This is a genomic window from Pelorhabdus rhamnosifermentans, assembly GCF_018835585.1.
GTDB lineage: Bacteria > Bacillota > Negativicutes > UMGS1260 > UMGS1260 > Pelorhabdus > Pelorhabdus rhamnosifermentans.
On the sequence record NZ_JAHGVE010000007.1, the window covers coordinates 1 to 24,707 of the forward strand.

25 protein-coding genes are annotated in these 24,707 nt (G+C 42.0%); 24 read left to right on the forward strand and 1 reads right to left on the reverse strand.

The genetic code is table 11. From position 1 onward, the window contains the following. The 5 genes from Ga0466249_RS09645 to Ga0466249_RS09665 all read left to right on the forward strand — a co-directional run. Positions 1–297 (forward strand): hypothetical protein (locus Ga0466249_RS09645; RefSeq protein WP_215829248.1); only part of this gene is annotated, 297 nt, incomplete at its 5' end. A gap of 197 nt (positions 298–494) precedes the next feature. Beyond that, entirely contained in the window at positions 495–2,465 is a 1,971-nt protein-coding gene (locus tag Ga0466249_RS09650) for a TPR domain-containing glycosyltransferase (protein WP_215829249.1), read from the forward strand. Continuing rightward, a complete protein-coding gene (locus Ga0466249_RS09655; protein WP_215829250.1) occupies positions 2,428–4,173 on the forward strand; it encodes a glycosyltransferase in 1,746 nt (581 codons plus the stop codon). The genes Ga0466249_RS09650 and Ga0466249_RS09655 overlap by 38 nt, the downstream gene beginning before the upstream one ends. Further along, complete coding sequence (locus Ga0466249_RS09660) at positions 4,170–5,654, forward strand: tetratricopeptide repeat-containing glycosyltransferase family 2 protein (RefSeq protein WP_215829251.1); 1,485 nt, start codon at positions 4,170–4,172, stop codon at positions 5,652–5,654. The genes Ga0466249_RS09655 and Ga0466249_RS09660 overlap by 4 nt, the downstream gene beginning before the upstream one ends. A 38-nt stretch (positions 5,655–5,692) precedes the next feature. Further along, positions 5,693–7,663: a tetratricopeptide repeat-containing glycosyltransferase family 2 protein gene (locus Ga0466249_RS09665; protein WP_215829252.1), complete on the forward strand. Its 1,971-nt coding sequence runs from the start codon at positions 5,693–5,695 to the stop codon at positions 7,661–7,663. 12 nt (positions 7,664–7,675) lie between these two features. Here Ga0466249_RS09665 and Ga0466249_RS09670 read toward each other — a convergent pair whose 3' ends face one another. Then, positions 7,676–8,644: a sugar-binding transcriptional regulator gene (locus Ga0466249_RS09670; protein WP_215829253.1), complete on the reverse strand. Its 969-nt coding sequence runs from the start codon at positions 8,642–8,644 to the stop codon at positions 7,676–7,678. Between the two features lie 441 nt (positions 8,645–9,085). Between Ga0466249_RS09670 and Ga0466249_RS09675 the strand changes: the two genes are divergently transcribed. From Ga0466249_RS09675 to Ga0466249_RS09765, 19 genes are all read left to right on the forward strand, one after another. Further along, positions 9,086–9,529: a PTS sugar transporter subunit IIA gene (locus Ga0466249_RS09675; protein WP_215829254.1), complete on the forward strand. Its 444-nt coding sequence runs from the start codon at positions 9,086–9,088 to the stop codon at positions 9,527–9,529. A 46-nt stretch (positions 9,530–9,575) separates the two neighbouring features. Next, positions 9,576–11,018, forward strand: a complete 1,443-nt coding sequence (locus tag Ga0466249_RS09680; RefSeq protein WP_312889747.1) for a PTS sugar transporter subunit IIC — start codon at positions 9,576–9,578, stop codon at positions 11,016–11,018. Between the two features lie 15 nt (positions 11,019–11,033). Then, positions 11,034–11,336, forward strand: coding sequence for a PTS sugar transporter subunit IIB (locus Ga0466249_RS09685; protein WP_215829255.1), 303 nt, complete (start codon positions 11,034–11,036; stop codon positions 11,334–11,336). After that, on the forward strand, positions 11,337–11,984 hold the full coding sequence (locus Ga0466249_RS09690; RefSeq protein ID WP_215829256.1) for a 3-keto-L-gulonate-6-phosphate decarboxylase UlaD: 648 nt from the start codon (positions 11,337–11,339) through the stop codon (positions 11,982–11,984). A 5-nt stretch (positions 11,985–11,989) separates the two neighbouring features. Further along, complete coding sequence (locus Ga0466249_RS09695) at positions 11,990–12,841, forward strand: L-ribulose-5-phosphate 3-epimerase (protein ID WP_312889748.1); 852 nt, start codon at positions 11,990–11,992, stop codon at positions 12,839–12,841. 78 nt (positions 12,842–12,919) lie between these two features. Beyond that, complete coding sequence (gene ulaG / locus Ga0466249_RS09700) at positions 12,920–13,984, forward strand: L-ascorbate 6-phosphate lactonase (protein WP_215829257.1); 1,065 nt, start codon at positions 12,920–12,922, stop codon at positions 13,982–13,984. 220 nt (positions 13,985–14,204) lie between these two features. Next, positions 14,205–14,771, forward strand: coding sequence for an epoxyqueuosine reductase QueH (locus Ga0466249_RS09705; RefSeq protein ID WP_215829258.1), 567 nt, complete (start codon positions 14,205–14,207; stop codon positions 14,769–14,771). Beyond that, a complete protein-coding gene (locus Ga0466249_RS09710; RefSeq protein ID WP_215829259.1) occupies positions 14,768–14,998 on the forward strand; it encodes a DUF2905 domain-containing protein in 231 nt (76 codons plus the stop codon). Before Ga0466249_RS09705 ends, Ga0466249_RS09710 begins: the two co-directional genes overlap by 4 nt. Positions 14,999–15,009: 11 nt before the next feature. After that, positions 15,010–16,383: a SpoIID/LytB domain-containing protein gene (locus Ga0466249_RS09715; RefSeq protein ID WP_215829260.1), complete on the forward strand. Its 1,374-nt coding sequence runs from the start codon at positions 15,010–15,012 to the stop codon at positions 16,381–16,383. 14 nt (positions 16,384–16,397) lie between these two features. Then, entirely contained in the window at positions 16,398–17,417 is a 1,020-nt protein-coding gene (gene queA / locus Ga0466249_RS09720) for a tRNA preQ1(34) S-adenosylmethionine ribosyltransferase-isomerase QueA (protein WP_215829261.1), read from the forward strand. An 18-nt stretch (positions 17,418–17,435) separates the two neighbouring features. After that, positions 17,436–18,545, forward strand: coding sequence for a tRNA guanosine(34) transglycosylase Tgt (gene tgt / locus Ga0466249_RS09725; RefSeq protein WP_215829262.1), 1,110 nt, complete (start codon positions 17,436–17,438; stop codon positions 18,543–18,545). A gap of 53 nt (positions 18,546–18,598) precedes the next feature. Continuing rightward, positions 18,599–18,892: a preprotein translocase subunit YajC gene (gene yajC, locus Ga0466249_RS09730; RefSeq protein ID WP_215829263.1), complete on the forward strand. Its 294-nt coding sequence runs from the start codon at positions 18,599–18,601 to the stop codon at positions 18,890–18,892. Beyond that, positions 18,882–19,490 (forward strand): 5-formyltetrahydrofolate cyclo-ligase, encoded by a 609-nt coding sequence (locus tag Ga0466249_RS09735; protein WP_246588628.1) that lies wholly within the window; start codon positions 18,882–18,884, stop codon positions 19,488–19,490. Before yajC ends, Ga0466249_RS09735 begins: the two co-directional genes overlap by 11 nt. Positions 19,491–19,600: 110 nt before the next feature. After that, the gene (locus tag Ga0466249_RS09740; protein ID WP_215829265.1) at positions 19,601–20,305 is read left to right on the forward strand and encodes a PP2C family protein-serine/threonine phosphatase; all 705 of its coding nucleotides are present in this window, start codon (positions 19,601–19,603) and stop codon (positions 20,303–20,305) included. 13 nt (positions 20,306–20,318) lie between these two features. Next, positions 20,319–20,684 carry a P-loop NTPase family protein gene (locus Ga0466249_RS09745; RefSeq protein ID WP_215829266.1) on the forward strand — a complete coding sequence of 122 codons (366 nt, stop codon included), beginning with the start codon at positions 20,319–20,321 and terminating at the stop codon, positions 20,682–20,684. After that, a complete protein-coding gene (locus tag Ga0466249_RS09750) occupies positions 20,656–21,315 on the forward strand; it encodes an HD domain-containing protein (RefSeq protein ID WP_246588612.1) in 660 nt (219 codons plus the stop codon). The genes Ga0466249_RS09745 and Ga0466249_RS09750 overlap by 29 nt, the downstream gene beginning before the upstream one ends. 106 nt (positions 21,316–21,421) lie before the next feature. Next, positions 21,422–22,627, forward strand: a complete 1,206-nt coding sequence (gene secD, locus Ga0466249_RS09755; protein ID WP_215829268.1) for a protein translocase subunit SecD — start codon at positions 21,422–21,424, stop codon at positions 22,625–22,627. A 10-nt stretch (positions 22,628–22,637) separates the two neighbouring features. After that, a complete protein-coding gene (gene secF / locus Ga0466249_RS09760; protein WP_215829269.1) occupies positions 22,638–23,540 on the forward strand; it encodes a protein translocase subunit SecF in 903 nt (300 codons plus the stop codon). Between the two features lie 112 nt (positions 23,541–23,652). Further along, a complete protein-coding gene (locus Ga0466249_RS09765) occupies positions 23,653–24,669 on the forward strand; it encodes a hypothetical protein (RefSeq protein WP_215829270.1) in 1,017 nt (338 codons plus the stop codon). Positions 24,670–24,707: the final 38 nt, after the last annotated feature.

A 24,707-nucleotide genomic window follows, 5' to 3' on the forward strand; every position in this document is an offset into this window, starting at 1 on the left:
CTGACGGTAGGAGTGCCGGAAATGCTGACAGTAGGAGTGCCGGAAATGCTGACGGTAGGAGTGCCGGAAATGCTGACAGTAGGAGTGCCGGAAATGCTGACGGTAGGAGTGCCGGAAATGCTGACGGTAGGAGTGCCGGAAATGCCTACGGATCCCCCAACAACGGAAACGCTTAGGTCACCTGAAGCATCCGTGTTTAATGGGTTTGTGAGATTTGACCCAAAAATCTGTATCTTCGCCTGTGCAGGCTGGTCCTGGATGATTTTAAAGTTTGGCAAAATATATTCCCTCCATTGAATTCATATTAGCGAAGGTTTTTCGCCTTTATAACATTATATTATGTATATCTGGTAAAGGTTACAGCTTAAAATTAACTGCCATAGTTAACTAGAAATATCGCCATTCTTGCAGCATAAATAATTGTTTGCAAGGTGGCGATATTTGATTTTCAAACATAATATATAGAAACTTTTTTAGTAAGAATGGAGATTTTTATGACTACCAAAATTAGTTTGTGTATGATTGCCAAGGACGAAGAACAAACGATCGGGCGCTGTTTACAAAGTGTAAGCGGAGTGGTTGATGAAATTATCGTTGTGGACACAGGCTCAAGTGATAAAACCTGCCAGATCGCCCAAGCCTTTGGGGCCAAGGTTCAGTCTTTTAATTGGAATAATAATTTTAGCGATGCCAGAAATGTTTCGCTGAATCTGGCAACCGGAGAATGGATTTTATTTCTCGATGCAGATGAGAAACTGGCAAAGGAAAGCCGGGAAATTTTACGTAAAGCCGTTCTGAATTCGGAAGTGGACGGCTATTTTATGAAGATAGTCAATCTTTCAGGTGATGACAGCACTCCTGAAACTAGTGCGGATATGGTATTTCGCTTGTTTCGCAATAAACCAAACTTTCGGTTTCGCGGGGTAGTTCATGAACAGATTTGTGATGTCATTATTGAACAGACGGGTCAATCCCAATTTCTATTTAGCGAGGAGTTAGTTATTTATCATGACGGCTATCTCAACAGCCATCTGAAGGCCAAAGATAAAAAAAGGCGCAACCTTATTTTGATTGAAAAGGAACTTCATGATAAACCGGATGATTGTTTAGTACAATTTTACCATGCGGTGGAGTTATATCGTATGGGGGAAAATTTGTCGGCGGCAGAGGAATTTGAAAAAGTGTCCACAATGATAAATCCGGCGGAAATACTATACGGTCCCAAACTGATGCGGTATATTGTTCAGACTTATTATGCGGCCAATAAAGTACCGGAAGCATTAAACGCTGTGCAGCGGGGATTGGCACTTTTCCCTTGTTATGCCGATCTTTATTTTTTAGGAGGGCAACTCTACTTTCAGTTAAAAGAATACGGGCTAGCCTATGAGTACTTTAAAAAGGCGTTACAGGCACCGGATTTGCCGGTGCATTATGCATCTTTTTCAGGGATAAAAGGGTTCCGTTCGTGTTATTATCTGGGCTTAATCGCGGAAAAATTCTGTAACGAGGAAGAGGCGCTGCGTTACTATATTGACAGCTTACGGGATAACGGGCGTTTTTTGACAGCGTTGGATAGCATTTTAGGTATTTTACAGCCCCGGATCAATCCGGATTATACCCAATATGCCATCGATAAGATCTGCGATATTTCTTTGCCGCAGGCTAAACTGATGGTAGGACAGCTATTGTTTAAACATGCGGCTTATGGTTTGGCTTTAGAATATTTTGAGAAGGTTCCTGATTCGTTTTTTACGTCGGAGCTATTGTTATGTAAGGCTATATGCCTGATCCATCAGCAGCGCAGTTTAGAAGCGATCAATATTTTGGAAGCAATTGATGGGGGCGAAAAATTTAATCCTTTTGCTAAGATGAATAAGCTATTATGTTTTTGGTTGGCAGGTAATAAGCAAAAGATTTTGGAAATGGGTGAAGAGTTACTTACTCTTGGCTTGACAAAAGACCATGCTGCCGTTGTAAAATTGCTGCAAAATACGGATGTCGGGCAACCCGTTTCGCTTGGCAGCGAAGGAATGGCGCTGGTGTTGGATATCTTAAAACGGGCATTTGATCTCGGCCAGTTAAACCTTTGTACTTTGCTGTTATCCAGTATAAGTCCGGAATCGTTACTTGATTATTATTTACCCTTGGGAGAACTGTTTTATCAGTACGGGCACACAGAACTTGCCGAGCAATACCTATGCCAGCATTTGCAAGAAAACAGCGATAGTACTACGGCGTACTTCCTGTTAGCTGAGATAAAGCAAGGCCAGGGAGGATATTTAGAGGCTATTGACTATTATCGGAAAGCCTTACAGTCTGATCCTAAAGAACCTAAATATTATATCAAACTAATGAAGTTGTACGAAAAGATAGGCTCGGAGGTGCTGAAGCAGGCAGCGGAAAGGTATCCTGAGTTGGGGGTGAAACATGATAACAACGATAAGTCTTGCGATGATTGTACGTGATGCAGAGGCTGATTTAGCTCTATGCCTTAACAGTATCCTAACGGAAGTGGATGAAATTGTCATTGTCGATACGGGGTCAAAGGATGGAACGTTCAACATTGCCAAGAGTTTTACCAATAAAACTTATTCCTATGAATGGAGTGGCGATTTTAGCGCTGCCCGTAATTTTGCTATCAGTAAATGTACTGGGCAATGGATATTTAGCTTGGATGCTGACGAAAAACTGGACTCAAAATTCGGAAGCCTGCGACAGTTAATTACGGACACGCCGGAGGCTGAAGCCTTTTTGCTACCCCTGCTAGTATGTGTGGGTGCGACTGACGAAAGATTTTCTGTTGTCCGCCTGTTCCGCAATACTGCCGAATATTGTTTTGCCGGTAAAATTCATGAGCAAGTGGTGATAACGAAATCAAATGTGGTGGCCATGGGGGATGCTCCTGTTATTCGGCATAAATTGGTTACTGGTAAAGAGCGGAATAAGAAGCGGCGCCGTAATCTTGAGATGCTGCGGCAGGCGGTAGCCTGTGAACCTGACAACGCTTATTTAAAATATTACCTGGGTGTTGAATGGTTAGGGTTTAGGCGATTTGAGCAAGCATTAACCTGTTTTCAGGAGGCAGTTGCTATCATTCGCCCAGACTGCCTGATGTTTAGAGGGCCAGCGGTAAGGTATTTGGTCGACTGTTTAAAATTTTTAGGTCGTCTTGATGATGCGCTTGCAGTTTGTCACAATGAGTGTGAGATAAATCCAGTCTATACGGATGTTTTTTTTGATGCTGGGGCTATTTTAGCGGAACAAGGGAAGTTTAAGCAGGCGATTGGGTATTTTCATAAAGCAATAGAATTAGGTGTGCCGCCTCTGGTGTTGTACCATTCTCAAGGCACGGAAAGTTTTTTTGCTTTTTATCAGATGGGGTTTTGTTATGAAAAAATAGGCTGTCACGAATTGGCTGAGCATTATTACTGGCAGGCGCTTGCTGCCAATCCTTATTATATTTGTCCGCTATATAGCCTATTCTTATTGAAAGTTACCCATTTACCAGCAACGGACGTGTATGATTACTTTAAAGATAAGCAAAGCTTTGTTTTTGACCCGTGGGTAGAGACTTTGGCAACGGTTTTCTTTGACATGGGATTTCCAGACTTGGCTGCGGCGTGTTATAAGCAATCCCCGGCATTCGCTGCGACAAGTGTTATGCGGATAAAAAGCCTTTTATACAGCGGGAGCGTAAAAGAAGCGTTGCAGATTTTAAGTAGTGATGAGAATGAAAAAAAATCACTCGATATTGTCACCGAGGAAATCATTGCTCATATTATAAATGGCGATTATCACACTGCCAAGCAGCGGGCGCTCAAATTATGGGCCGATTCACCGCTGCAGCGGAGTAAAGCGTGGGCTTTGCTGGCGATTATTGCCCGCTGCAGTTCCACTGGCGGATATAGTAAACCGGAAAAATCGCGCGAGTTAGAGGTTGTTCAAACCTGTCTGTCGATTTTGGAAAACTGTTTACGCTTTAACCCCAAAGATCCTGATATGCTCAGTGTCGGCCCGGTTTTCCAAAAGCTAGTGACAATACTTGTTACTATGCTAACCGAGTTATCCGCGTATAGTAATCTGTGTTTGGTTAATCTTTTCCGGCGTAAGGCAGGGAAAGTCCGTTCTCTGTTAGATTATAAATATGCATCGGCAAGGGGGTTATACGTATGAGTGCAGATATTCATGTGACCTTATGTATGATCACCAAGAATGAGGAGACAAATATTGCTTGCTGCATTCAAAGCGTCAAGCATTTAGTAGATGAGATCATTGTCGTTGACACAGGATCGGATGACAGTACAATGGATCAGGCGCTCCAAGCAGGAGCGAAAGTTTTTACTTTTGACTGGCAGTATGATTTTGCGGAGGCAAGAAATTTTGGTTTGGAACGTGCAACAGGTGACTGGATATTGGTGTTGGATGCGGATGAAACATTAGAATACATTGATATTGGTAAATTTAGCAATGTATTACGAGCGAATCCCCAGATAGAAGGGTATTTCATTCATATTGAAAGCTATATTGGTCAGGGTGAGGACAAAATAGATGACCAGGCAGTACGACTGTTTCGAAATCGGAAAGAGTATCACTTTCAGGGAGCTATTCATGAACAAGTGGCAGCAAGCATAAGAACGAATAATCAAGGCCAAGGATTGGCTGTAACAGATTTGAAGATTATTCACCGTGGTTATCTAAATGAAACCATCCAGGCAAAAGATAAGCATTTCCGCAATATGGAGGTGATTAATCGGGCATTAACGGATAATCCGGACAATCCCTTCTTGCGATACGGTCTTGCCATAGAATATATTCAGCAAGGGAAAGTAGGCAGTGGCAATCAAGAGTTAATAAAAGCCTTGCAGCACATGACAGGTGGGGAAGGATACTTCCAAAACGTGGTGTTGACGTTAGTGAACGGATTGCTGAAAGTCGGGGAAAGAGTGCAGGCGAAAAATTTACTCAATCATGTAGCTGTTATATTGCCACCGAAGGGGGAAGTAGGGCTACTTCAAGGAGAGATTGCTTTTTATGACGGGGACTATCAGGAGGCGGTCCAGTTTTTCCAGCAGGCACTTACTGGTATTGACGATATGAAACGGTTAGAAAGGGTTCATCAATTATGTGGGGATATTTATAATAGTTTAGCCGATTATGAGCAGGCAGAAAGGGAATACTTTGCTGCTTTAAAATTATTTCCGCAGCATTTATATCCACTTCTGCAAATTATCGGCATTAAACAAAAAGGAAAAAGTCAGCTTAGTTGGCGAGAAATTAGCAAATTTACTACAATGGAAAATAATAAAAAGTTGCAGTTAGCTTTGATTAAGCAGGGAGAAGTACAAATTGCTCTGATAGTAACGTTATTAAATATGATTAACGGCAATCAGGAGGATCAGGCGCGCCTGGGGCCTTGTGACGATTATTTACAGGCTGTCATCCATTATCAGCCTGTAGATGAACTGTCGCAAACAGTTGTGGATTATTTAATAATGAGTGCGGAATCAGCAAAGTTGTACGCAAGGGCAGGCCGCTTTCATTGTGAGTTGTTGTCAGTTGACGCTAGTATTGACCAGATTGTTTATGATAACCTGGAATTAATCATCAGAACGCTATGTCCTATCTGGGTTCCTTCACTAACATTAAAACGTTAAATGACAAACTAAAAGTGTTTATGGTGGGGTACAGGAGTATGAAAGTAAGCTTGTGTATGATTATCAAAAATGAAACAAGCAATTTGTATCGTTGTCTTCAAAGTGCAATGAAGGCAGTGGATGAGATCATTATAATGGATATAGCGGCCACCAGTGATATGTGTCAAATTGTCAGAGTGTTTGGTGCACAAGTAGTAGATTTTGTGTGGAACGATAATTGGAATGAGGCCTGCAATCAGTTATTGGAAAGGGCGAGGGGAGAATGGATTCTGTTTTTAGACGCTGATGAGGAGTTAACTCCGGAAAGTGCAGCGGTATTACGGCGGATTATTGAAGATGACAGCCTATGCGGTTATTTTATTCGGAGCGAAAACTACCTATACGATAGGATGGGGGAGGAAATAACTTCTGATATAGTATTTCGTTTGTTTAGAAATCGATCGGATTATCGGTTTGACGGGACAGTATCTGAACAAATGATGGATGTCATTATTGAAAAAAATCAGCAAGCGAAATATAGTATTGCAGAAGATGTTGTCATATTTCACTATGGATATTTTGACAATGAGCCGGGTGAAAAAAAACAGGAAAGCGGAAAATATTTAAACCTTATTAAAGAACAAATTGTAGAAAAACCGGATGATCAGCTACTTAGATATCATTATGGTTTAGAACTTTATCGGCTAGGGGATTATGAGCAGGCGGCAACGGAATTAATAAAGGCAGCGGATGAGTTAGATTGCCAAACCAGTTATTTGCCTCGATTGCTCCATTATATTGTTCTTGCTTATTATGTTGATAAAAACTATGTCAGTGCACTGAGCTGTATCAGGCAGGGATTAAACTTTTTTCCTGCGTATGCCAATCTTTATTACTACCAGGGACTTATTTATTATGCGCAACAGGAATATGGTCTAGCCTACGCGTCTTTTAATCATGCGCTAGCTACACCGGAGCCGGCTGTGAATGATGTTCAATTTAGTGGTGTCAGAAGTTTTCGCAGTTATTATTTTTTAGGTCAAATAGCAGAAATGTTTTATAATCTAGAGGAGGCTTTACGTAATTATATTTTAGCATTAAGAGAGAATCCATCTTTCGTTGTTGCACTCGGGGGCATCACCAGAATATTACAGCCGAAAAAGGATCCTGTTTACGCCAAAGCGGCGTTAGAAAAAATTTGTGAATTTCCATCTTCACGGGCTAATTATTGTATAGCACAACTGCTTTTTGAACAGGCTGCCTATCCGCTGGCCTATGATTATTTCGAGCTTGCTACACAATCAGTGACAGAATCTGTGGAAATTAAACTAAAAAAGGCAATTTGCTTAATACAACAGAGAAAGTTTTCGGCGGCGCTGCGTAAGCTGGATAGCATTAATCCGGAGCACTCTTTGTATAAAATAGCTAAATTCAATAAGCTGTTTTGTTTTTGGCTGCAGGGCGCTCAGGAAAAGGTGCGACAAGTGTCTGAAGAGATGCTCGCCTTGGACTTATCCCAGGATCTTTCTCGTATGATATTTCTCTTGAAAAATAATCTCGGGCGCCGAGATTTTCCCCCGCTTATCCTCGAAAAGGAGGGGATATTCTTATTATTCGATATTATAGAAAGAACCATTGCATTAGGTGAATGGGAACGGGCAATAACGCTTCTTGATGGGGTAAGGCCGGAGTCTTTCAATGATATGAATTTGGCTATTGGTGAGTTGTGCTTTTCTTATGGCAATATAGAATTAGCAGAACAATATTTAAACACCCATATCGATAGAAATTGTCAATCCGAGACGGCTTATTTTATTTTGGCACAAATCAAGGAACAGCAAGGTTTATATCTGGATGCTCACTGTTGTTACAGAAAGTCCATCAGTATAAATCCTAAGAACCCGAAGTATGATATCAAATTAATTCAGTTATATAAAAAAATGCGGCAAACTGTAATTGACCAGACAATAGAAAAATATCCGGAAATTTCAGATTTACGCACTTTGTTAGAGGCTGTTTCAGACAAATAGGAGAAGACTTTCTCAGCCTTTTTTTGTTCTGTCTGATGAGGTGTTCAGGGTGAGAACATTCTGGGCTGTTATGTCGTCAGTAATTAAAATATTAATATGTTTTCCCCGCAGCGCTCCTAAAATAGCTCGCGCTTTTTCTTTTCCGCTGGCCACTCCAATGACTTGTGGTGCCTTGTGTAATATATCTAATCCAGCGCCAACGATTCCCTGATGGAGATCAATATCCAATATTTGTCCCTCAATATTGTAGTGGTGAGCGCAAATGTGACCGACGGCGCCTTGTTCTTTTAAATGTTTGATGGTTGCCTGTGAAAGAAAACCCAGCCAGGTTTGACTTGGCGCGAGCGGGGATTCCAATGAGCCAATGCCTGTAAGAATGATTGTCGCCTGCTGTGCTAAGTCGAGGGTCTCTTTAATATGGGGGTTTTGCAACAGTGATTGCTTCACTTCGTTATTTTCGACAAAAAGCGGCGCGTGAATTGCATAATATTGCCCATTGTACTTACTCGCCAATTGATGGACTAATTCGAGCCCATCAATTTTGTTATTTGGGATGGCTGCGCCAAACAGCTGGACGACCTTAATGGCGAGAGCCCGTTCTGCCTTTACAAGTTGAACGGTATGATAGATCATTCTGCCCCAAGACATGCCTAAAATGGAATCCGCTTTAATGATAGAGGAAAGGTAACGGGCGGCCAGTAGGGCAACGCCAAGCAGTGTTTCGTCAGTAGAGCGGCCCCGAGTCTCTAATACTCGGATATCTTTTAGATCAAATTGCTGCTGTAAGTGTTCCTCCATAATGAGAGAACGATCCCAGGGATAATGAATATTAATTTCAACCACGCCTTTATCGCGCGCTTCCTGTAACAGCCGTGACACAGTCGAACGGGAAGTGTGAATGGTTTTTGCTATTTCATTTTGTGTTAAATTCTGCACATAGTACATTTTCGCTACTTCTGATAAAAGTTCAATTTCATCCATCTGTGATCATCCTTTGATTTATATCATCCGAATGTTTGTTCAAGTTCGTTTTTCAAAATTAATTTATTGGCATAATTTTTCGGGCTCTGCTAAGATAAATTTGAATAAATGTCTATTTCTTGCACCGATGTTCATACAAATATTAAAGCATAGTGCGAAAATTATGTCAAGTTAGCGGATTTTCATGGAAATTAAGAGCCCCAGCAGAAAGCAATCGAAGAAAATGGAGTCAGCGCAAGCTGACTTTTTTTTGAAAAAAAACGCACATTTGTGCAAATTTTGATTATTGAAAAAAATCGATTGACGCGTTTTACAACTTTTGATAAGATGAAATTGAACAAATGATAACAGATTGCACAAATGTTCAAAACGGGTATGCTTGTAAGAACATTTGCATGCTAAGACTGTCGGGGAATAAGTAAAGCAACAAGGGGGGAAAGCATGTTTAAACAATTAATTGAACAACAGCGGGTTACTTTTGCAGAAAAATTTGAGCGCTGGGAGGATGCTGTTGCAGCTGCGGCACAGCCGCTTGTGCGAGATGGTGCGATTGATACTTCTTATATTACGGCTATGATTGATTCGATTCATAAATTTGGACCTTATATTGTCATTGCGCCTAATTTAGCGATGCCACATGCTAAAGGGGGGAGCATAGGGGTTCATGAAACAGCTATTTCATTTATGAAAGTCCATCAACCCGTACATTTCGGTGACAGTAGTGAGCAGGATGCTCAACTGCTCTTTGTTGTGGCTTCTGTAGATGATGAAGCGCATCTGGGGATGTTGCAAGCCTTAGTTGAGGCAATTTCTGTGGAGAATTTTCTTGAAAGGTTAGGAGATATACAAAGTTTAGAGGACTTGCAGCAATTGATTAGCGAGTAAAGAATAGCAATCCAACCGTGATAATTATGAGAGGGGGAATCATCTAGTGGATCAGATTTTGCTCACGATTAATATGGTATCGCAAGGATTTGCCAACAATATCTTAGTTAAGCCGGAATTTTTTATTGGTATCTTAGTTTTTATTGGTTACATGTTATTAGGTAAGCCGATTTATGAGGCTTTTGGCGGCTTTATTAAAGCGGCCGTTGGCATGATGATTTGGAACGTTGGTTCTGGTGGACTTGTTACGACCTTTCGGCCTATCTTGTCGGGATTGAATGATCGCTTTGCTCTTCATGCCGCTGTGATTGATCCTTATTTTGGATTAAATGCTGCATCGGAAGCTATTAAATCGATCGGGATGTCACTGTCTTGGACCATGATATCGTTAATGGTTGGTTTTGCCTGGAATATTTTGCTTGTGCTGTTTCGCAAACAGACCAAGATTCGTACCTTGTTTTTGACGGGACATATTATGATTCAACAGGCTACAACCTGTACTTGGCTGGTTTTCTTCGCTATTCCGGCCTTGCGCAATATTCAGGGAGCTATGTGGATTGGTATTTTAGTCGGCACTTATTGGGCTGTGTTTTCGAATCTGACAGTGGAACCGACGCAGAAGCTTACGGATAATAGCGGTTTTGCTGTCGGGCATCAGCAGATGGGCTGGGTATGGCTCGCAAGCAAATTGGCACCGAAATTCGGTAGTCCGAAGCACACGGTAGAAAATGTTAAATTTCCTCGGTGGTTAACCATGTTCAATGACAATGTCATTGCTACAGGTACGCTTATGCTGGTATTCTTCGGGGTGATCATGAGTATTTTAGGCGAGCCCTATTTGCGCGGGATTGACAAGGCTGGTTTTCCACCAAACTTAGCTTTTGCCACTTATATTCTTTCCAAGTCGCTGCTGTTTGCCGTGTACCTGTTTATCTTGATTAGTGGAGTTCGGATGTTTGTGGCTGAACTGACGGAGTCTTTTCGTGGTATTTCTGAGAAAATCCTGCCTGGCTCCTTGCCTGCAGTTGATTGTGCAGCAACTTATGGCTTTTCTTCACCGAATACAGTTCTGTTTGGTTTCGTGTTTGGTTGTCTCGGTCAGTTTCTAGCCATTGCGGGCTTGTTTATCTTTAAAATTCCCATTCTCATTATTACTGGTTTCGTACCTGTCTTCTTTGATAATGCTACAACGGCTGTTTTTGCTAATAAATTTGGCGGCATCCGGGCGGCAGGCATTCTGGCTTTTTGCACAGGCATGATTCAAGTCGCCGGTGGTGCTTTTGCAGCTTGGTACTTCGAGCTCTATACCTATGGTGGTTGGCATGGCAATATTGATTGGGACACAATCTGGCCGCTCATTGGTGTTATTATGAAGAACTTTGCTATGCCGGGGATGATTCTGGTGATTGTAGCTATGCTGATGATTCCACAAATTCAGTATCGTAATAGCTCGGATAAGGAAAATTATTTTAAAATTGAGGCTGATTAAATAGGAGGGTTCGTTATGCTTAAAGTCGTTGCGGCTTGCGGAAATGGGATGGGTTCGAGTCAAATTATTAAAATGAAGATTGACAAGATTTTTAAGAAACTGAATATGCCAGTGGAGATTCATCATATGAGTGTGGGTGAGGCCAAAGCAGCCGCTTCTGGTTATGATGTTGTGTTTTGTTCCATAGCTTTTGTAGATATTTTTTCCGTTAAAAATAACCGGACAAAAGTAATTGGCTTAAAAAATTTGCTTTCTGAGACGGAAATTGAAACCAAGATTAGAGAAAATTTGACTGTATCTGATGAAGGGAGAGATTAGATGATGATTCCAAAGTTACAGATTGCACTGGATAATTTAACATTTACAGATGCCATTAACGCGCTCAAGGGTGTGGCTCAAGAGGTGGATATTATTGAAGTCGGTACTATTCTGCTTTGCGCCGAGGGAATACGTGCTGTTGAATATATTAAAAACATGTATCCTGATAAAATTGTTTTGGCTGACGCGAAAATTGCTGATGCTGGAAAAATTATTACACCCATGATGTTTGACGCTGGAGCTGACTGGACAACTATTATTTGCTGCGCCGATATTCCAACCGTTGCGAGTGCTTTGGAGATAGCGAAACAAAGAGGGCGCGATATTCAAATTGAATTGACTGGCCACTGGACAAAAGAATTGGCGCAAGAATGGCAGAAGATTGGTGTAAGGCAAGTTGTATATCATCGTTCGCGTGATTCACAGGCTGCAGGTGTAAACTGGGGACTCGCTGATCTTGAAAAAGTGGGCCAGTTATGCAAAATGGGCTTTCAAGTCACTGTTACTGGCGGTGTGAATGTCGAAGATATTCAATTTTTTAAAGAACTGCCGATTTATGTGTTTATTGCTGGTCGTGCCATTCGTGATGCTTCTTCACCGGTCTCTGCTGCTCGTGCGTTCAAGAACGAATTCGAAAAATATTGGTGAGGGCCGTGAAGAATTTATTAGGACTGTATGAAAAGGCCCTTCCTCACGAGATGGGCTGGTTGGAAAAATTGCAGATGGCGCAAAAACTCGGTTTTGATTTTATGGAAATATCGATTGATGAAAGTGATGAACGACTGGCGCGATTGACCTGGACGACAGCAGAAAAACAGCAGTTGTGTGAAGCGATGCGTACCACTGGTATTCCCCTTCTTTCCATGTGTTTTAGCGGTCATCGACGTTTTCCACTTGGAAGCCGTCAGATGGATATAAGGGCTAAGGCGCTCAGCATGATGTCGCAGGCCATTGATTTGGCTCGCGACCTTGGCATTCGTGTTATTCAGCTTGCAGGATATGATGTTTATTATGAGGCAGCAGGCGAGGATACGCGCGCTTATTTTCTCGAAGGGTTGAAACAATCTGTGGCTATGGCGGCCCGGAGTCAAGTCATGTTAGCCATTGAAATTATGGATACCCCTTTCCTTAACTCAATCACGAAGTATCTCTATTATGACGAACAAATTAAGTCGTCGTGGCTTACGGTATATCCGGATATCGGTAATTTAAGCGCGTGGGGCAATGATGTAGCGGCTGAACTGGAACTGGGCTTTTCGCGTATTGTTGCTGTGCATATTAAAGAAACGCGGAATGTGACTGCCACATTTCAGGGGGCGTTTCGTGATGTTCCCTTTGGAGAAGGAAATGTAGACTTTGTGCATATTTTCAAAAAACTTAAAAAATTGGGTTATAGCGGACCTTTTGTGATGGAAATGTGGGGAGACACATTTCCAGATTCGATTCAAGAAATTACTCGTTCTAAAAAATTTATCATGAATAAGCTTTGCGAAGGCGGATTTTAAACATTATTTTCGCAAGCAGGGCAGTCAGGCCTATTATGGACAGACAGGAAAACAAAATGAAGAAAACAGGTGAGAAATATGGGAAAAATTGATGAGATTACAAAAGAGTCTTGGATTCTTAGCACTTTTCCTCAATGGGGAACATGGTTAAATGAAGAAATTGAGGCAGAAGTCGTTGCACCCGGTACTTTTGCTATGTGGTGGTTGGGGTGTACAGGTATTTGGATGAAATCGGAAGGAGACGCCAATATTTGTATCGATTTTTGGTGCGGAAGTGGTAAAAAAACCAAAAAAAAGGCATTGATCGATCCCCACCATCAGATGGCAAGAATGACGGGCTGCAAAAAATTGCAGCCAAATCTTCGCGTAGCCCCGTTTGTTCTTGATCCATTTGCGATAAAAAAAGTTGATGCAATTGTGGCGACTCATGACCATAGTGATCATATTGATGTCAATGTGGCAGCAGCAGTTATGAAAAACTGTGATTCAACTGTACCTTTTATTGGACCAAAAGCGTGTGTGGATTTGTGGATGAGTTGGGGTGTACCAGTTGAGCGCTGCATGACTGTAAAACCGGGTGATAGAGTAAAGATTAAAGACACAGAGCTTATTGCGCTGGAGTCTTTTGATCGTACGGCTTTGATTACAGCTCCGCAAGAAGTGATTCTGTCGGGGTCGCTGCCGGGGAATATGGATGACAGAGCCGTTAACTATATTATCAAAACACCAGGGGGTTCTATTTATCATAGTGGTGATTCTCATTACTCGAATTATTATGCGAAACATGGCAATGATTTTGAAATTGATGTGGCATTGGGGTCTTACGGCGAGAATCCGCGCGGGATAACGGATAAGATGACAGCTTCGGATATTCTCCGTATGGCAGAAGCTTTGAAGACGAAAGTGATTATTCCGTTTCATCATGATATTTGGTCAAATTTTCAAGCTGATCCTGCTGAAATTAACGTTCTTTTTGAAATGAAGAGAAATCGTTTGCAATATCAGTTTCAGCCTTTTATTTGGCAAGTGGGTGGCAAATTCATTTATCCAGCTGATAAAAATAATCGTGAATATCATTATCCACGTGGTTTCGACGATTGTTTTGAAGGGGAGCCGGATCTTCCTTATCCGTCGTTTCTTTAATGATCAGTCATTTATTTACTCAACAGGTATGACAGGTATTATTTGAATCGCATCGTAGAGGCTTTACAGTTGTTTTAGACTGTAAGGCCTCTATGATTTTGTAAGATGTATCTACGCTATTATGCGGTCGTTTTCTTGGCATTCGTTTGCTGCTCGATGGTAAAGTGTGCTAAAATAGCGTTATTGGGTATTATCCTATTACAGTAAGAGGTGGACTTAATTGAAAGTTCTATTACATATTTGTTGTGGACCTTGTTCCATTTATCCCATTAAATTTTTACGGGAACTTGACGACCATATTGGTAAGCCGGCGGATGTTGTAGGCTATTTTTATAATCCCAATATTCATCCTTACAAGGAATTTAAGCGGCGCTTAACAACGGCCCGGGAGTATACGAAGCAAATTAAACTAGAATTTATTGTGGATGATGATTATGCTTTGCGCGAATTCCTCACAGGGGCGATGAATACGGAGCCCAGTCGGTGTCACTTTTGCTATGAAATGCGGTTGAGGAAAGCAGCGCAGAAGGCCAAAGAGCTTGGGTTTGACGCTTTTACAACGTCACTCCTTGTCAGTCCGTTTCAAAAGCATGAGTTAATTCATGAAATTGGTGAAAGAATTGCCAAGGAAGTCGGTATTGCTTTTTATTACATTGATTTTCGGCCTGGCTGGGATGAAGGCGTTGAGATTAGTAAGGAACTCGAACTATACCGTCAGCCTTACTGCGGCTGTATTTTTAGTGAGCAGGAACGTTATCAAAAGGTGCGGAAGGTGAAGAAAGCATGATTTCCGGCGATTTGGAATCCATCGGAAAAAGTCTGATGATTTTTGCGGTAGTGCTTTTCGTGATTGGCGCAGTGCTTGTGTTTGGCAGCAAGCTGCTGCCGCTCGGGCGTTTACCAGGGGATATTTTTGTGCAAAAAGCCCAGGGAAGTTTCTTTTTCCCAATTACAACCTGTATTGTGATTAGTATTGTCTTGACAGTGTTACTCAACTTATTTAATAGACGGTAATGGAGGTTTTTATGAATCGGTTTTATTCAAGTTTGCTGCGCATTAGTCTTATTGGCGTTCTGTTTTGTGGTATTCCCATGACTCTAGCGGCTCAGCCTGCTTTAGCTGATCGAGCGAATGTGGCAGCAGCGAGTCCGCTGATTCGCGTCGGTATTTGGTCCAATCAACCGAATCTTATTGTTGGTGCGGACGCTGATTTTCATGTTGTTGATGAAAACACGCATGAAATTATTGGAAATTATGGTGTCAAAGAAAAAGTTACTATTACGAGTCGATCCGGTAACATCTGGATCAATGGCGTGAAAACAGGAACTCAAAAAATTAATGTCATTTCTGCTGAAAATGGAAAAAAAGCGTTAATTGAAGTGAACAGGCAACATTACCGGGGAAATATTGAGATTCATCGGACAGTCGGTAAATCGGGACTCACAGTAGTAAATACGCTGCCTGTGGACGAATATCTCTATAGTGTTGTTGCCAAGGAAATGTCACCGGATTGGAATAAGGAAGCCCTTAAAGCACAAGCTGTGGCGGCGCGGACTTATGCGATGGCCAATCAAAATAAATATCATGGCGATGGCTATGGTATTGGTGCCACCCCAGACTGCCAGATCTATGTGGGAGCGGATAGTGAAGCCGCCCAGACTAATGCGGCTGTTGATGAAACAAGCGGTCTTGTTGTGACTTATCAAGATAAACTGATTGATGCAGCTTTTCATTCCAGCGGCGGTGGTTATACGGAAAATAGTGAAAATGTTTGGGGAGGCGTTCTCCCTTATTTACGCGGTGTCGTTGATTACGACCAGAAAATGCCGAATTATCGTTGGGAAAAGCAATTGACGCCCAGTCAAGTGGATGTTGCTTTGGCGAAGGGCGGGATTGCCATTGGTCCTATTCAGGCTTTTGAACTTTCCCATTTTACGGGCCAACCGGAAAATGAGCCTGACAGAGGCATTTCTGGTCGTGTAAAGACGCTGCGTCTTATTGGTTCTGCGGGTTCTGTTGAAATAACAGGAAGTAAACTCCGCTCACTTCTTGGGCTTCATAGTACCTTGTTTGATATTCAGATTATGTTGCCGAGCAAGCCCGAATTGGAATTTGATATTACCGATGGCTATGGTCGGACAGGCAGCAAGAAAGTTCCTAGTAAATTGCCACTCTTTCCCGTAAGAAAAACGCCTGGCGATGGGGATAATATTGAACGTCTGACAGGAGATTCTACTGAACTGATTGTCATGAGTGGTTATGGTTACGGTCATGGGCTGGGACTATCGCAGTGGGGAGCCAAAGTGATGGCAGATAAAGCACCCGCCGGGGATTCAAGTTATTTTAGACAAATTCTTAAGCATTACTATCGAGGTGTGGAAGTAACCAAGTTTTATTAAAAAGGAGTCTTATTGTGCAGTTGACTGATTTTGATTATCATTTACCGCCTGAGCGGATTGCTCAGCATCCGATTGAGCCGCGTGATCAGTCACGACTCATGGTTCTTAATCGTAAGACAGAGACGATTGAGCATCGTACGTTTTGTGATATTATCGATTATTTTGAACCGGGTGATACGCTGGTTTTTAATGACACGAAAGTGATACCTGCTCGTTTGATGGGCTGGAAGGAAACGACAGGTGCTCATATTGAAGTGCTTTTATTAAAGCGTTTGACTGGTGATGAATGGGAGGTTCTTGTCAAGCCAGGCAAAAAAGCGAAACCCGGAACAGTCATTAAGTTTGGTGATGAACTTGCTTGCGAGGTGCTTAGAGGCACGGATTTTGGCGGCAGAATCGTGCGATTTTCCTATGAAGGCATTTTTGAAGAAATTTTGGACAGGCTAGGAGAAATGCCACTTCCTCCTTATATTACAGAAAAACTGGCTGATAAGAATCGTTATCAAACGGTTTATGCCCGTGAAGAAGGTTCTGCAGCCGCACCAACGGCCGGGCTTCATTTTACAACAAAACTACTTGACACTCTGAGAGAAAAGGGCGTTCAATGTGTATTTATTACTCTTCATGTGGGGCTGGGCACTTTCAGGCCTGTTAATGTGGAAGAGATTACGGATCATCATATGCATAGTGAATATTATTCCATTTCATCTGAGGCAGCTGAGGTTATCAATTTGGCGAAGCAAGAAGGACGTCGGGTGATTGCTGTGGGAACAACGGCTGTGCGGACTTTAGAGACAGCAGCCAAGAATGGGAGAATTTCCAGTGGCTCTGGTTGGACAGATATCTTTATTTATCCTGGCTATGAATATCAAATCATTAATGCTTTGATTACGAATTTTCATCTGCCCAAGTCGACGCTGCTCATGCTTGTGAGTGCTCTGGCCAGTCGGGAATTTATTTTACGGGCCTATGAACTAGCGGTTGCTAAAGAGTATCGATTTTTCAGCTTTGGTGACGCCATGTTGATTTTATAATGATGAGGTGACAATCGTTTGGCAATAACCTATGAATTAGTAAAAGAATGTCCCGAAACAGGGGCTCGTGCCGGGAAGCTACATACGCCCCACGGCACGTTTGATACGCCGATCTTTATGCCAGTTGGGACTCAGGCAACAGTGAAAAGTATGTCGCCGGAGGAACTAAAGGACATGGGAGCAGGCATTATTTTGAGTAATACTTACCATTTGTTTTTACGGCCAGGTCATGATCTTGTGGCTGAAGCAGGTGGACTTCATCAGTTTATGAATTGGGATCGCGGAATCTTGACAGATAGCGGCGGATTTCAAGTGTTTAGTTTGGGTCCTTTGCGCAAAATTACGGAAGAAGGCGTGGAGTTTCGTTCTCATATTGACGGTTCTAAACAGTTTTTATCACCTGAAATTGCCACTCAGGTTCAAATGGCTCTTGGCGCCGATATTATTATGGCTTTTGATGAATGCGTTCCTTATCCAGCTGAGTTTGAATACGCCAGACTCTCGACGGAACGGACGACGCGCTGGGCTGAGCGTTGTAAAAAAGCTCATACGCGTCAGGACCAGGGACTGTTTGGGATTGTTCAAGGCGGGATGTATAAGGAATTGCGCGCCAAGAGTGCAAACGAATTAGTGGCACTTGATTTTCCGGGCTATGCTATTGGCGGTTTAAGTGTAGGCGAGCCCAAGTCCATGATGTATGAAATGCTTGAGCATACGACCCCGCTGTTGCCTAAAGGAAAACCACGTTATTTAATGGGGGTTGGCACACCGGATTGTCTTGTTGAAGGCGTTGTGCGAGGCATTGATATGTTTGACTGCGTATTCCCAACGCGTGTGGCGCGTAATGGCACGGCTATGACAAAATATGGGCGTCTTGTCGTGAAAAATGCCGAATATGCGCGAGATTTTCGGCCTATTGACGAAGAATGCGGCTGCTATGCCTGTAAGCATTATTCGCGTGCCTATATTCGTCATTTGTTAAAAACAGATGAAATTTTCGGATTACGGTTGACGACTACACATAATTTGTATTTTTTAATTGATTTTATGCGTAAAATGCGTCAAGCTATTATTGAAGAACGTTTTCCACGCTTTCGTGAACAATTTTGGCAAGAATATCAGGCTTAAATAGAGGAAAAGTCTGTTGCTTGTGGAATTTGTAAATAAAGTAATTAGAGGAGATGAATGGATTGTCAGAAGAAATTCAACAAATGGTTTTGCAATTTTGGCCAATCGTGCTCATGATTGTTATTTTTTACTTCTTGCTCTATCGCCCACAAAAAAATGAACAAAAGAAACGCGCTAACATGCTGGAGTCCTTGAAAAAAGGCGATCGTATTGTAACGAATGGCGGCCTTTTTGGTACCATTACGGGCTTTACAGATAAGAAAATAACTATCAAAGTGGCTGAAAAGGTAGAAGTGGATATTGCTCGTAATGCTGTAGGTTATATGCAAGGTGAAGATGCAAAATAAGGACCTATCTACAGGGAAACGGAGTCTAAGAAAAAGCTTACTTGCTCGTCGTCGGCAAATTTTGCCTGATGACTGGCAAAGACTCAGTGAATCTGTCGTTAAGTCATTGATAAACTGGCCAAACTTTCTTCAGGCTCAAACGATTATGGCCTATATGGCGATGAAAGATGAAGTTCTCTTGCAGTCTTTGATTGAAACTGCCTGGAAACTCGGTAAAAGGGTTGTTGTACCGAAAATGACGGGAGAGTTTGGTCAGATGAATGCTGTGGCTATTGATTCGTGTAGCTCTTGGACTGTTGCTGCTTTTGGCATTCAAGAACCTCTTGATGCGCCTGTAGTCAATCCTCATGCGATTGACCTGGTCCTTTTGTCTGGTGTGGCTTTTGACAGGCAAGGAAATCGGCTTGGCATGGGTGGGGGTTATTATGACCGCTTTCTGTCTGATACGCCCCAAGCACTTGTTGTGGGTGTTACAGTAAGCAAACAGCTTGTTGCGCACATTCCAATGGATACTTATGATCGTCCTGTTGATGTTGTCATAACTGAAAAGGGCTTTATTTATTGTAATAAGCGTAAACAGGATCTTGGGCATCCATGAAAAGCAATATTTTTGTGAAACAGGCAAAATATAGTACTAGACTATGTTTTGCTTTGTTTTATTTGGCTGGACACGTTTATGAGCGAAACAGATTGAAAGGAGGGGTTGGTGTGGAAGTTAGAATTGGCGTGGCCAGAACAAATAAATATGCCATGAGAGAATGCGGCGATAGCGTTGAGACAGTTGAGCGTCCGCGGGGCGGTGTTAGTGTCATTTTAGCGGATGGACAAGGAAGCGGGAAACCTGCGAAGCTTACAAGTAGTCTTGTTGTGAATAAGACGGTTGCGCTTATTGCCGATGGCGCGCGCGATGGAGCTGTCGCACGGAGTGTTCATGATTATTTATATAATATGAAGGACGGGAAAGTTTCTTCGACATTAACCATTATGTCCGTTGATTTGGATACACAAACAGTCGTTTTTTGTCGAAATTCAAATTGTCCCGTATTAGTCAAGCAAGATTATGGGATTGATTCCTATGATCAATCCATTTCTTCTATTGGTGTTCATAAGCGAATGAAGCCGCTTGTGTATGAAATGCCACTCAATGTGGGAATGATTTTACTATCCTATAGTGATGGCATTCAAGCAGCTGGCAGAAAACGCGGCAAAGAATTTGACTTACAGCATATTTATCGGATTTTAAACGAAAACAAGGCGGAAGACGTCAATTTTATTGCACAAAGTATTTTGGAATATGCCTTGGATTTGGATGACTATCGCCCCGGTGATGACATGACAGTGGCTGTAGTTGGAGTGTCCGATAAGGAGGCGGGTCATTTAGTTCGCCGATTAAATATGGTTTATCCTTATTAAGGGAAGTGTTTTTATGCGAGTGGCTATAACAGGAGTCTGCGCCTCAGGAAAGACCACGCTCGTTCAAAATCTGCGCCAACATCATGTAGAAGCTTATAATGTGGCACAGGAACATTCCTTTGTCAAAACTCTTTGGCAGAAAAAAAATCCCGATGTATTAATCATGCTTGATGCCACACTGCCTGTTATTAAAAAAAGGCGCAACGTGCCTTGGGGTGAAGAACGGCTCATTGCACAGCATGAGCGGCTGATCAACGCCAAAGAACACGCACAGCTTTTTATTCAGACGGATGCGCTAAGTATTGAAGAAGTAACGGGTCGGGCGCTAGCTTATATCAGGAGGTTTGAGCATGATTACAGTGGAAGACCTACAGCATGATTCGGAAATATCGGTATATTTGTCACGCAGCACAGAGTATCTGGGGAATATCGGATTTACTGAACATGGCAAACGCCACGCGACACTTGTTTCAAAATGGGCTTATCAAGTCTTAAAGAGCCTTGATTATGCTGAACGGGATTGTCAGCTTGCCGAAATGGCGGGGTATCTGCATGACTTAGCCAATATGATTAATCGGTTTAATCATGGCGGGTCGGGTGCACTTATGGCATTTCAAATATTATCAAGAATGAAAATGGAACCGGAAGAAATTGCACTGGTTATTTCAGCTATTGGCAATCATGAAGAAGAAAGCGGCAGTGTTGTCAATCATGTGGCGGCTGCTTTAATATTAGCTGATAAATCAGATGTCCATCGCTCACGTGTGACAAATAAGGATTTTGCTAAATTTGAAATTCATGACCGTGTTAATTATGCTGCAGAAAAAAGTACCTTAGTTGTCAACAAGGAACATAAGACGGTGACGCTAGATATTACAATTAATACAGAAATTTGCCCTGTTATGGAGTATTTTGAAATTTTTTTGGCCCGTATGATTATGTGTCGGCGGGCAGCCGAATTTCTAAAATGTTATTTTTCTATTGTTATTAATGAAAATCGTTTGTTATAAGGTGTCTGAGGGCACCTTTCATTGATTTTCCAACAGTTGACACTTGGAGGACAAGACGGATATAATTAAGATTATGTGAAAACAGTATGGATTGGGGGAAGTTTCCTTGCGTTGGAATAGTTTTACAAAGTTTTTTGTTGCAGTACTTGCCATTTTGTTGTGTTTTGCCTTTTTTGTGAAGCCCCTGGCTTTTTCAATCAAACAAGGTTTGGATTTACAAGGGGGAACGCATGTTGTTTTGGAGGCCGTCGATACACCTGAAGCGCAGGTGGATGATGATGCTGTCCAGCGTGTAGTGAAAATTATTGAACGGCGTGTCAATGAATTGGGGCTTACGGAGCCGATTATTCAGCGACAAGGTGACCGCAGGATTATTGTTGAACTTCCGGGTGTAAAAGATCCTGATGCGGCCATTGCCTTGATTGGTAAGACGGCACTCATGGAATTTCAGGATGAAAGCGGTGCAACTGTTCTGACAGGAAAAGATTTGAAAGATGCAAAAGCTGAGATTGACCAGTCGAAACGAAATTTAGTCAATCTTGAGTTTACTCCTGAAGGGGCTAAGGCATTTGGTGATTTGACCACGAAAAATGTGGGCAAACATATTTCGATTTTGTTAGATAAACAAGTTTTAACGAGCCCTGTTGTCAATGAGCCAATTACAGGTGGCAAGGCCATGATTACAGGCAATCGTACCATCGAAGAAGCCCAAAATTTGGCGATTTTACTTCGGTCAGGTTCTTTGCCTGTCAAGGTCGAAGTGATGGAATTACGTACGGTGGGGCCAACTCTTGGTCAAGATTCTAGAGATAAAAGTATTACAGCTTTCGGTATTGGTATTGCCGCCATTGTTCTTTTTATGTTACTTTATTATCGTTTATCAGGTCTGGTGGCCAATATTGCTCTGGCCATGTATGTGTTAATGCTGTTATTTGGACTCAAAATGCTCAATGCGACACTTACGCTACCGGGTATTGCCGGGATTATCTTATCCATTGGTATGGCAGTTGATGCTAATGTGCTTATTTTTGAACGGTTTAAAGAAGAAGTGCGCGCAGGAAAAACCTTGCGAGCTGCCATGGATGCCGGGTTCCACCGAGCTTTTGCCACGATTATTGACTCTCATGTCACAACCATCATTACTGCTGTGGTTTTGTTTCTGTTAGGAACAGGTTCGCTGAAAGGTTTCGCTATTACATTGGGCCTGGGAATTATTTTGAGTTTGTTTACGGCCATTACAGTGAGTCGCTTTTTGCTGCAATCCTTGATGAACTCAAACCTAATCAAAAATCACAAAGTATTTGGAGCATAGGGGTGATCATATGAAATTTGATATTATCGGGAAACGCTATTGGTGGTTTGCCTTGTCTGCACTTATCATGATTCCAGGGCTTATTTCCATGGCTGTGCAGGGTTTTAACTTTGGCATTGATTTTACCGGGGGTAATTTGATTGATGTAAAATTTGAACAGCCTGTAACGGTACAGCAAGTGAGAGAGGTTCTAAAAGACTATCAACTGGATGGCAGCACGATTCAGTTAGCCTCAGATAATCAAACGGATATGTCACAGAATGTATTTATCCGTACACGCGTGCTGCAAGAAGATGAACAAAAGGCAGTTATGGATGATTTTGGTCAAAAACTGGGTGCTTATGAGCTGCTCCGGACGGAAAAAGTCGGTGCTACAATTGGGTCGGAGTTAACACAACAAGCGGTTTTGGCACTTGTTGTTGCCTCGTTATTAATTATTGGCTATATTTCTTATCGGTTTGAATTTAAATTTGCCGTATCTGCTGTCGGGGCTATGTTACATGATGTTTTGATTGTTCTTGGTTTGTTTTCTCTCTTGCAACGCGAAGTGGATTCTACTTTTGTTGCTGCTATCTTGACGATTGTGGGTTATTCCATCAATGATACGATTGTTATTTTTGACCGTATTCGTGAAAATTTAAAAACGCATCGGAAATCAGAGAGTTTCCAAGAACTTGTGGATCGAAGTATTTGGCAAACAATGACACGTTCTATTTATACGGTACTTACTGTCTTGTTTGCTACGGCAGCACTGTTCTTCTTTGGTGGTGAGAGTACGAAGAATTTCTCACTTGCCCTTTTGATTGGGTTTACAAGCGGCGCTTATTCCTCTATTTTTAATGCCAGTCCTATCTGGGTTACTTGGAAGGAAATATCAGAGAAACATCACCATGCGTTGCGTGCATCAAAGTAGGTAGTATGGAGTATATTCCTAAGATCTCTATGGAGTTCTTAGGAATTTTTTTTTTATTGAACCAAGAGCGCTGTCTGATAATATCTTGTAGGATAAAGGTGGTGCAATTTGCATGTGGATGCTACTACCTGCATTACTGTTGGCGTCAATGAATATTGCCGGTAATAACTTAGCCCTTGTTCCTGATATGATTATTTTGTATGGTGCGCCCGTTTTTACCACCCTTGTTGTGGCTTATTTGCTTATTAGTAGTATGATCACGGCTCTATCAGCCTGGATGGGTATGACAGCCAAGGAAGAACTTTTTGTGATTATTAAACAATTGTTTGCTTTTGCTGGCAAGCGGTGGTTGGCATTGGCTATGCTGGCCATTTCTTTACCAGCCAGTGCTCTTACAGGTTGTGTTTTCTCTGGCTCTATTGTTTATACTGTGTTTGGCATTCCCAGTGAATGGGCCATGTTGTTTTCATTATTGTTTTTTTGGTTGTCCTCCTTATCCTTACATAATTGGATACTTGCTATTGCAAAGTATTTAACTGTTTGTTCTATTCCACTTTTTTTTATTGTGGGGATGATGCAGCTATCCCAGACTTTTTGGCAGCAAACCTTACTTTGGGGTCCTGTCAATTGGACACTCGTTTTCGCCTTCGTTGGTTATAATACAGGGGGGATTCGTCCCGCTCTGATGGTGGAAGCGAGTGCTTGCTTGTCTAAAAAGGGCTATCAAGTGATAGGGGCTGCTGTTTTATCTAAATTAATTGAAGGTTGCTTTACCTTTCTTATGGCTCTTGTCGTTTATTCAGCAGATATTATGGGGCCCAATTCATTATTAGGGCTGGCAGAAAAGATTTCCGGACCTCTGGGCAGGACGATTTTTGCATTCTTCCTTTATGGCTTATTTTTAAATACTATGGCACCTGCCATGAAAGTAAATATTAAAGAGGTAGGTACGCTCTTGGGGATTAGTAACGGCTGGAGTACACTTATTACACTGTTTGGTATTTACAGTATCAGTCAATGTAGTATCTATACCATTTTGCAGGGGATGAGTGTGAGCGGTTTACTGATGATTGTACTCAATATTTATACAGCCTATCGCTTATATTTTAAAATGTCGAGACGAAATTGAAGGATTATTGTAGACCATTCGAGAAATTTATACAATTG

Coding starts and splice junctions, on each gene's coding strand:
- Ga0466249_RS09650 (WP_215829249.1), top strand. CDS start 495: ATGACTACCAAAATTAGTTTGTGTATGATTGCCAAGGACGAAGAACAA.
- Ga0466249_RS09655 (WP_215829250.1), top strand. CDS start 2,428: ATGATAACAACGATAAGTCTTGCGATGATTGTACGTGATGCAGAGGCT.
- Ga0466249_RS09660 (WP_215829251.1), top strand. CDS start 4,170: ATGAGTGCAGATATTCATGTGACCTTATGTATGATCACCAAGAATGAG.
- Ga0466249_RS09665 (WP_215829252.1), top strand. CDS start 5,693: ATGAAAGTAAGCTTGTGTATGATTATCAAAAATGAAACAAGCAATTTG.
- Ga0466249_RS09670 (WP_215829253.1), bottom strand. CDS start 8,644: ATGGATGAAATTGAACTTTTATCAGAAGTAGCGAAAATGTACTATGTG.
- Ga0466249_RS09675 (WP_215829254.1), top strand. CDS start 9,086: ATGTTTAAACAATTAATTGAACAACAGCGGGTTACTTTTGCAGAAAAA.
- Ga0466249_RS09685 (WP_215829255.1), top strand. CDS start 11,034: ATGCTTAAAGTCGTTGCGGCTTGCGGAAATGGGATGGGTTCGAGTCAA.
- Ga0466249_RS09690 (WP_215829256.1), top strand. CDS start 11,337: ATGATGATTCCAAAGTTACAGATTGCACTGGATAATTTAACATTTACA.
- ulaG (WP_215829257.1), top strand. CDS start 12,920: ATGGGAAAAATTGATGAGATTACAAAAGAGTCTTGGATTCTTAGCACT.
- Ga0466249_RS09710 (WP_215829259.1), top strand. CDS start 14,768: ATGATTTCCGGCGATTTGGAATCCATCGGAAAAAGTCTGATGATTTTT.
- Ga0466249_RS09715 (WP_215829260.1), top strand. CDS start 15,010: ATGAATCGGTTTTATTCAAGTTTGCTGCGCATTAGTCTTATTGGCGTT.
- yajC (WP_215829263.1), top strand. CDS start 18,599: ATGAATGGATTGTCAGAAGAAATTCAACAAATGGTTTTGCAATTTTGG.
- Ga0466249_RS09735 (WP_246588628.1), top strand. CDS start 18,882: ATGCAAAATAAGGACCTATCTACAGGGAAACGGAGTCTAAGAAAAAGC.
- Ga0466249_RS09745 (WP_215829266.1), top strand. CDS start 20,319: ATGCGAGTGGCTATAACAGGAGTCTGCGCCTCAGGAAAGACCACGCTC.
- Ga0466249_RS09750 (WP_246588612.1), top strand. CDS start 20,656: ATGATTACAGTGGAAGACCTACAGCATGATTCGGAAATATCGGTATAT.
- secF (WP_215829269.1), top strand. CDS start 22,638: ATGAAATTTGATATTATCGGGAAACGCTATTGGTGGTTTGCCTTGTCT.
- Ga0466249_RS09765 (WP_215829270.1), top strand. CDS start 23,653: ATGTGGATGCTACTACCTGCATTACTGTTGGCGTCAATGAATATTGCC.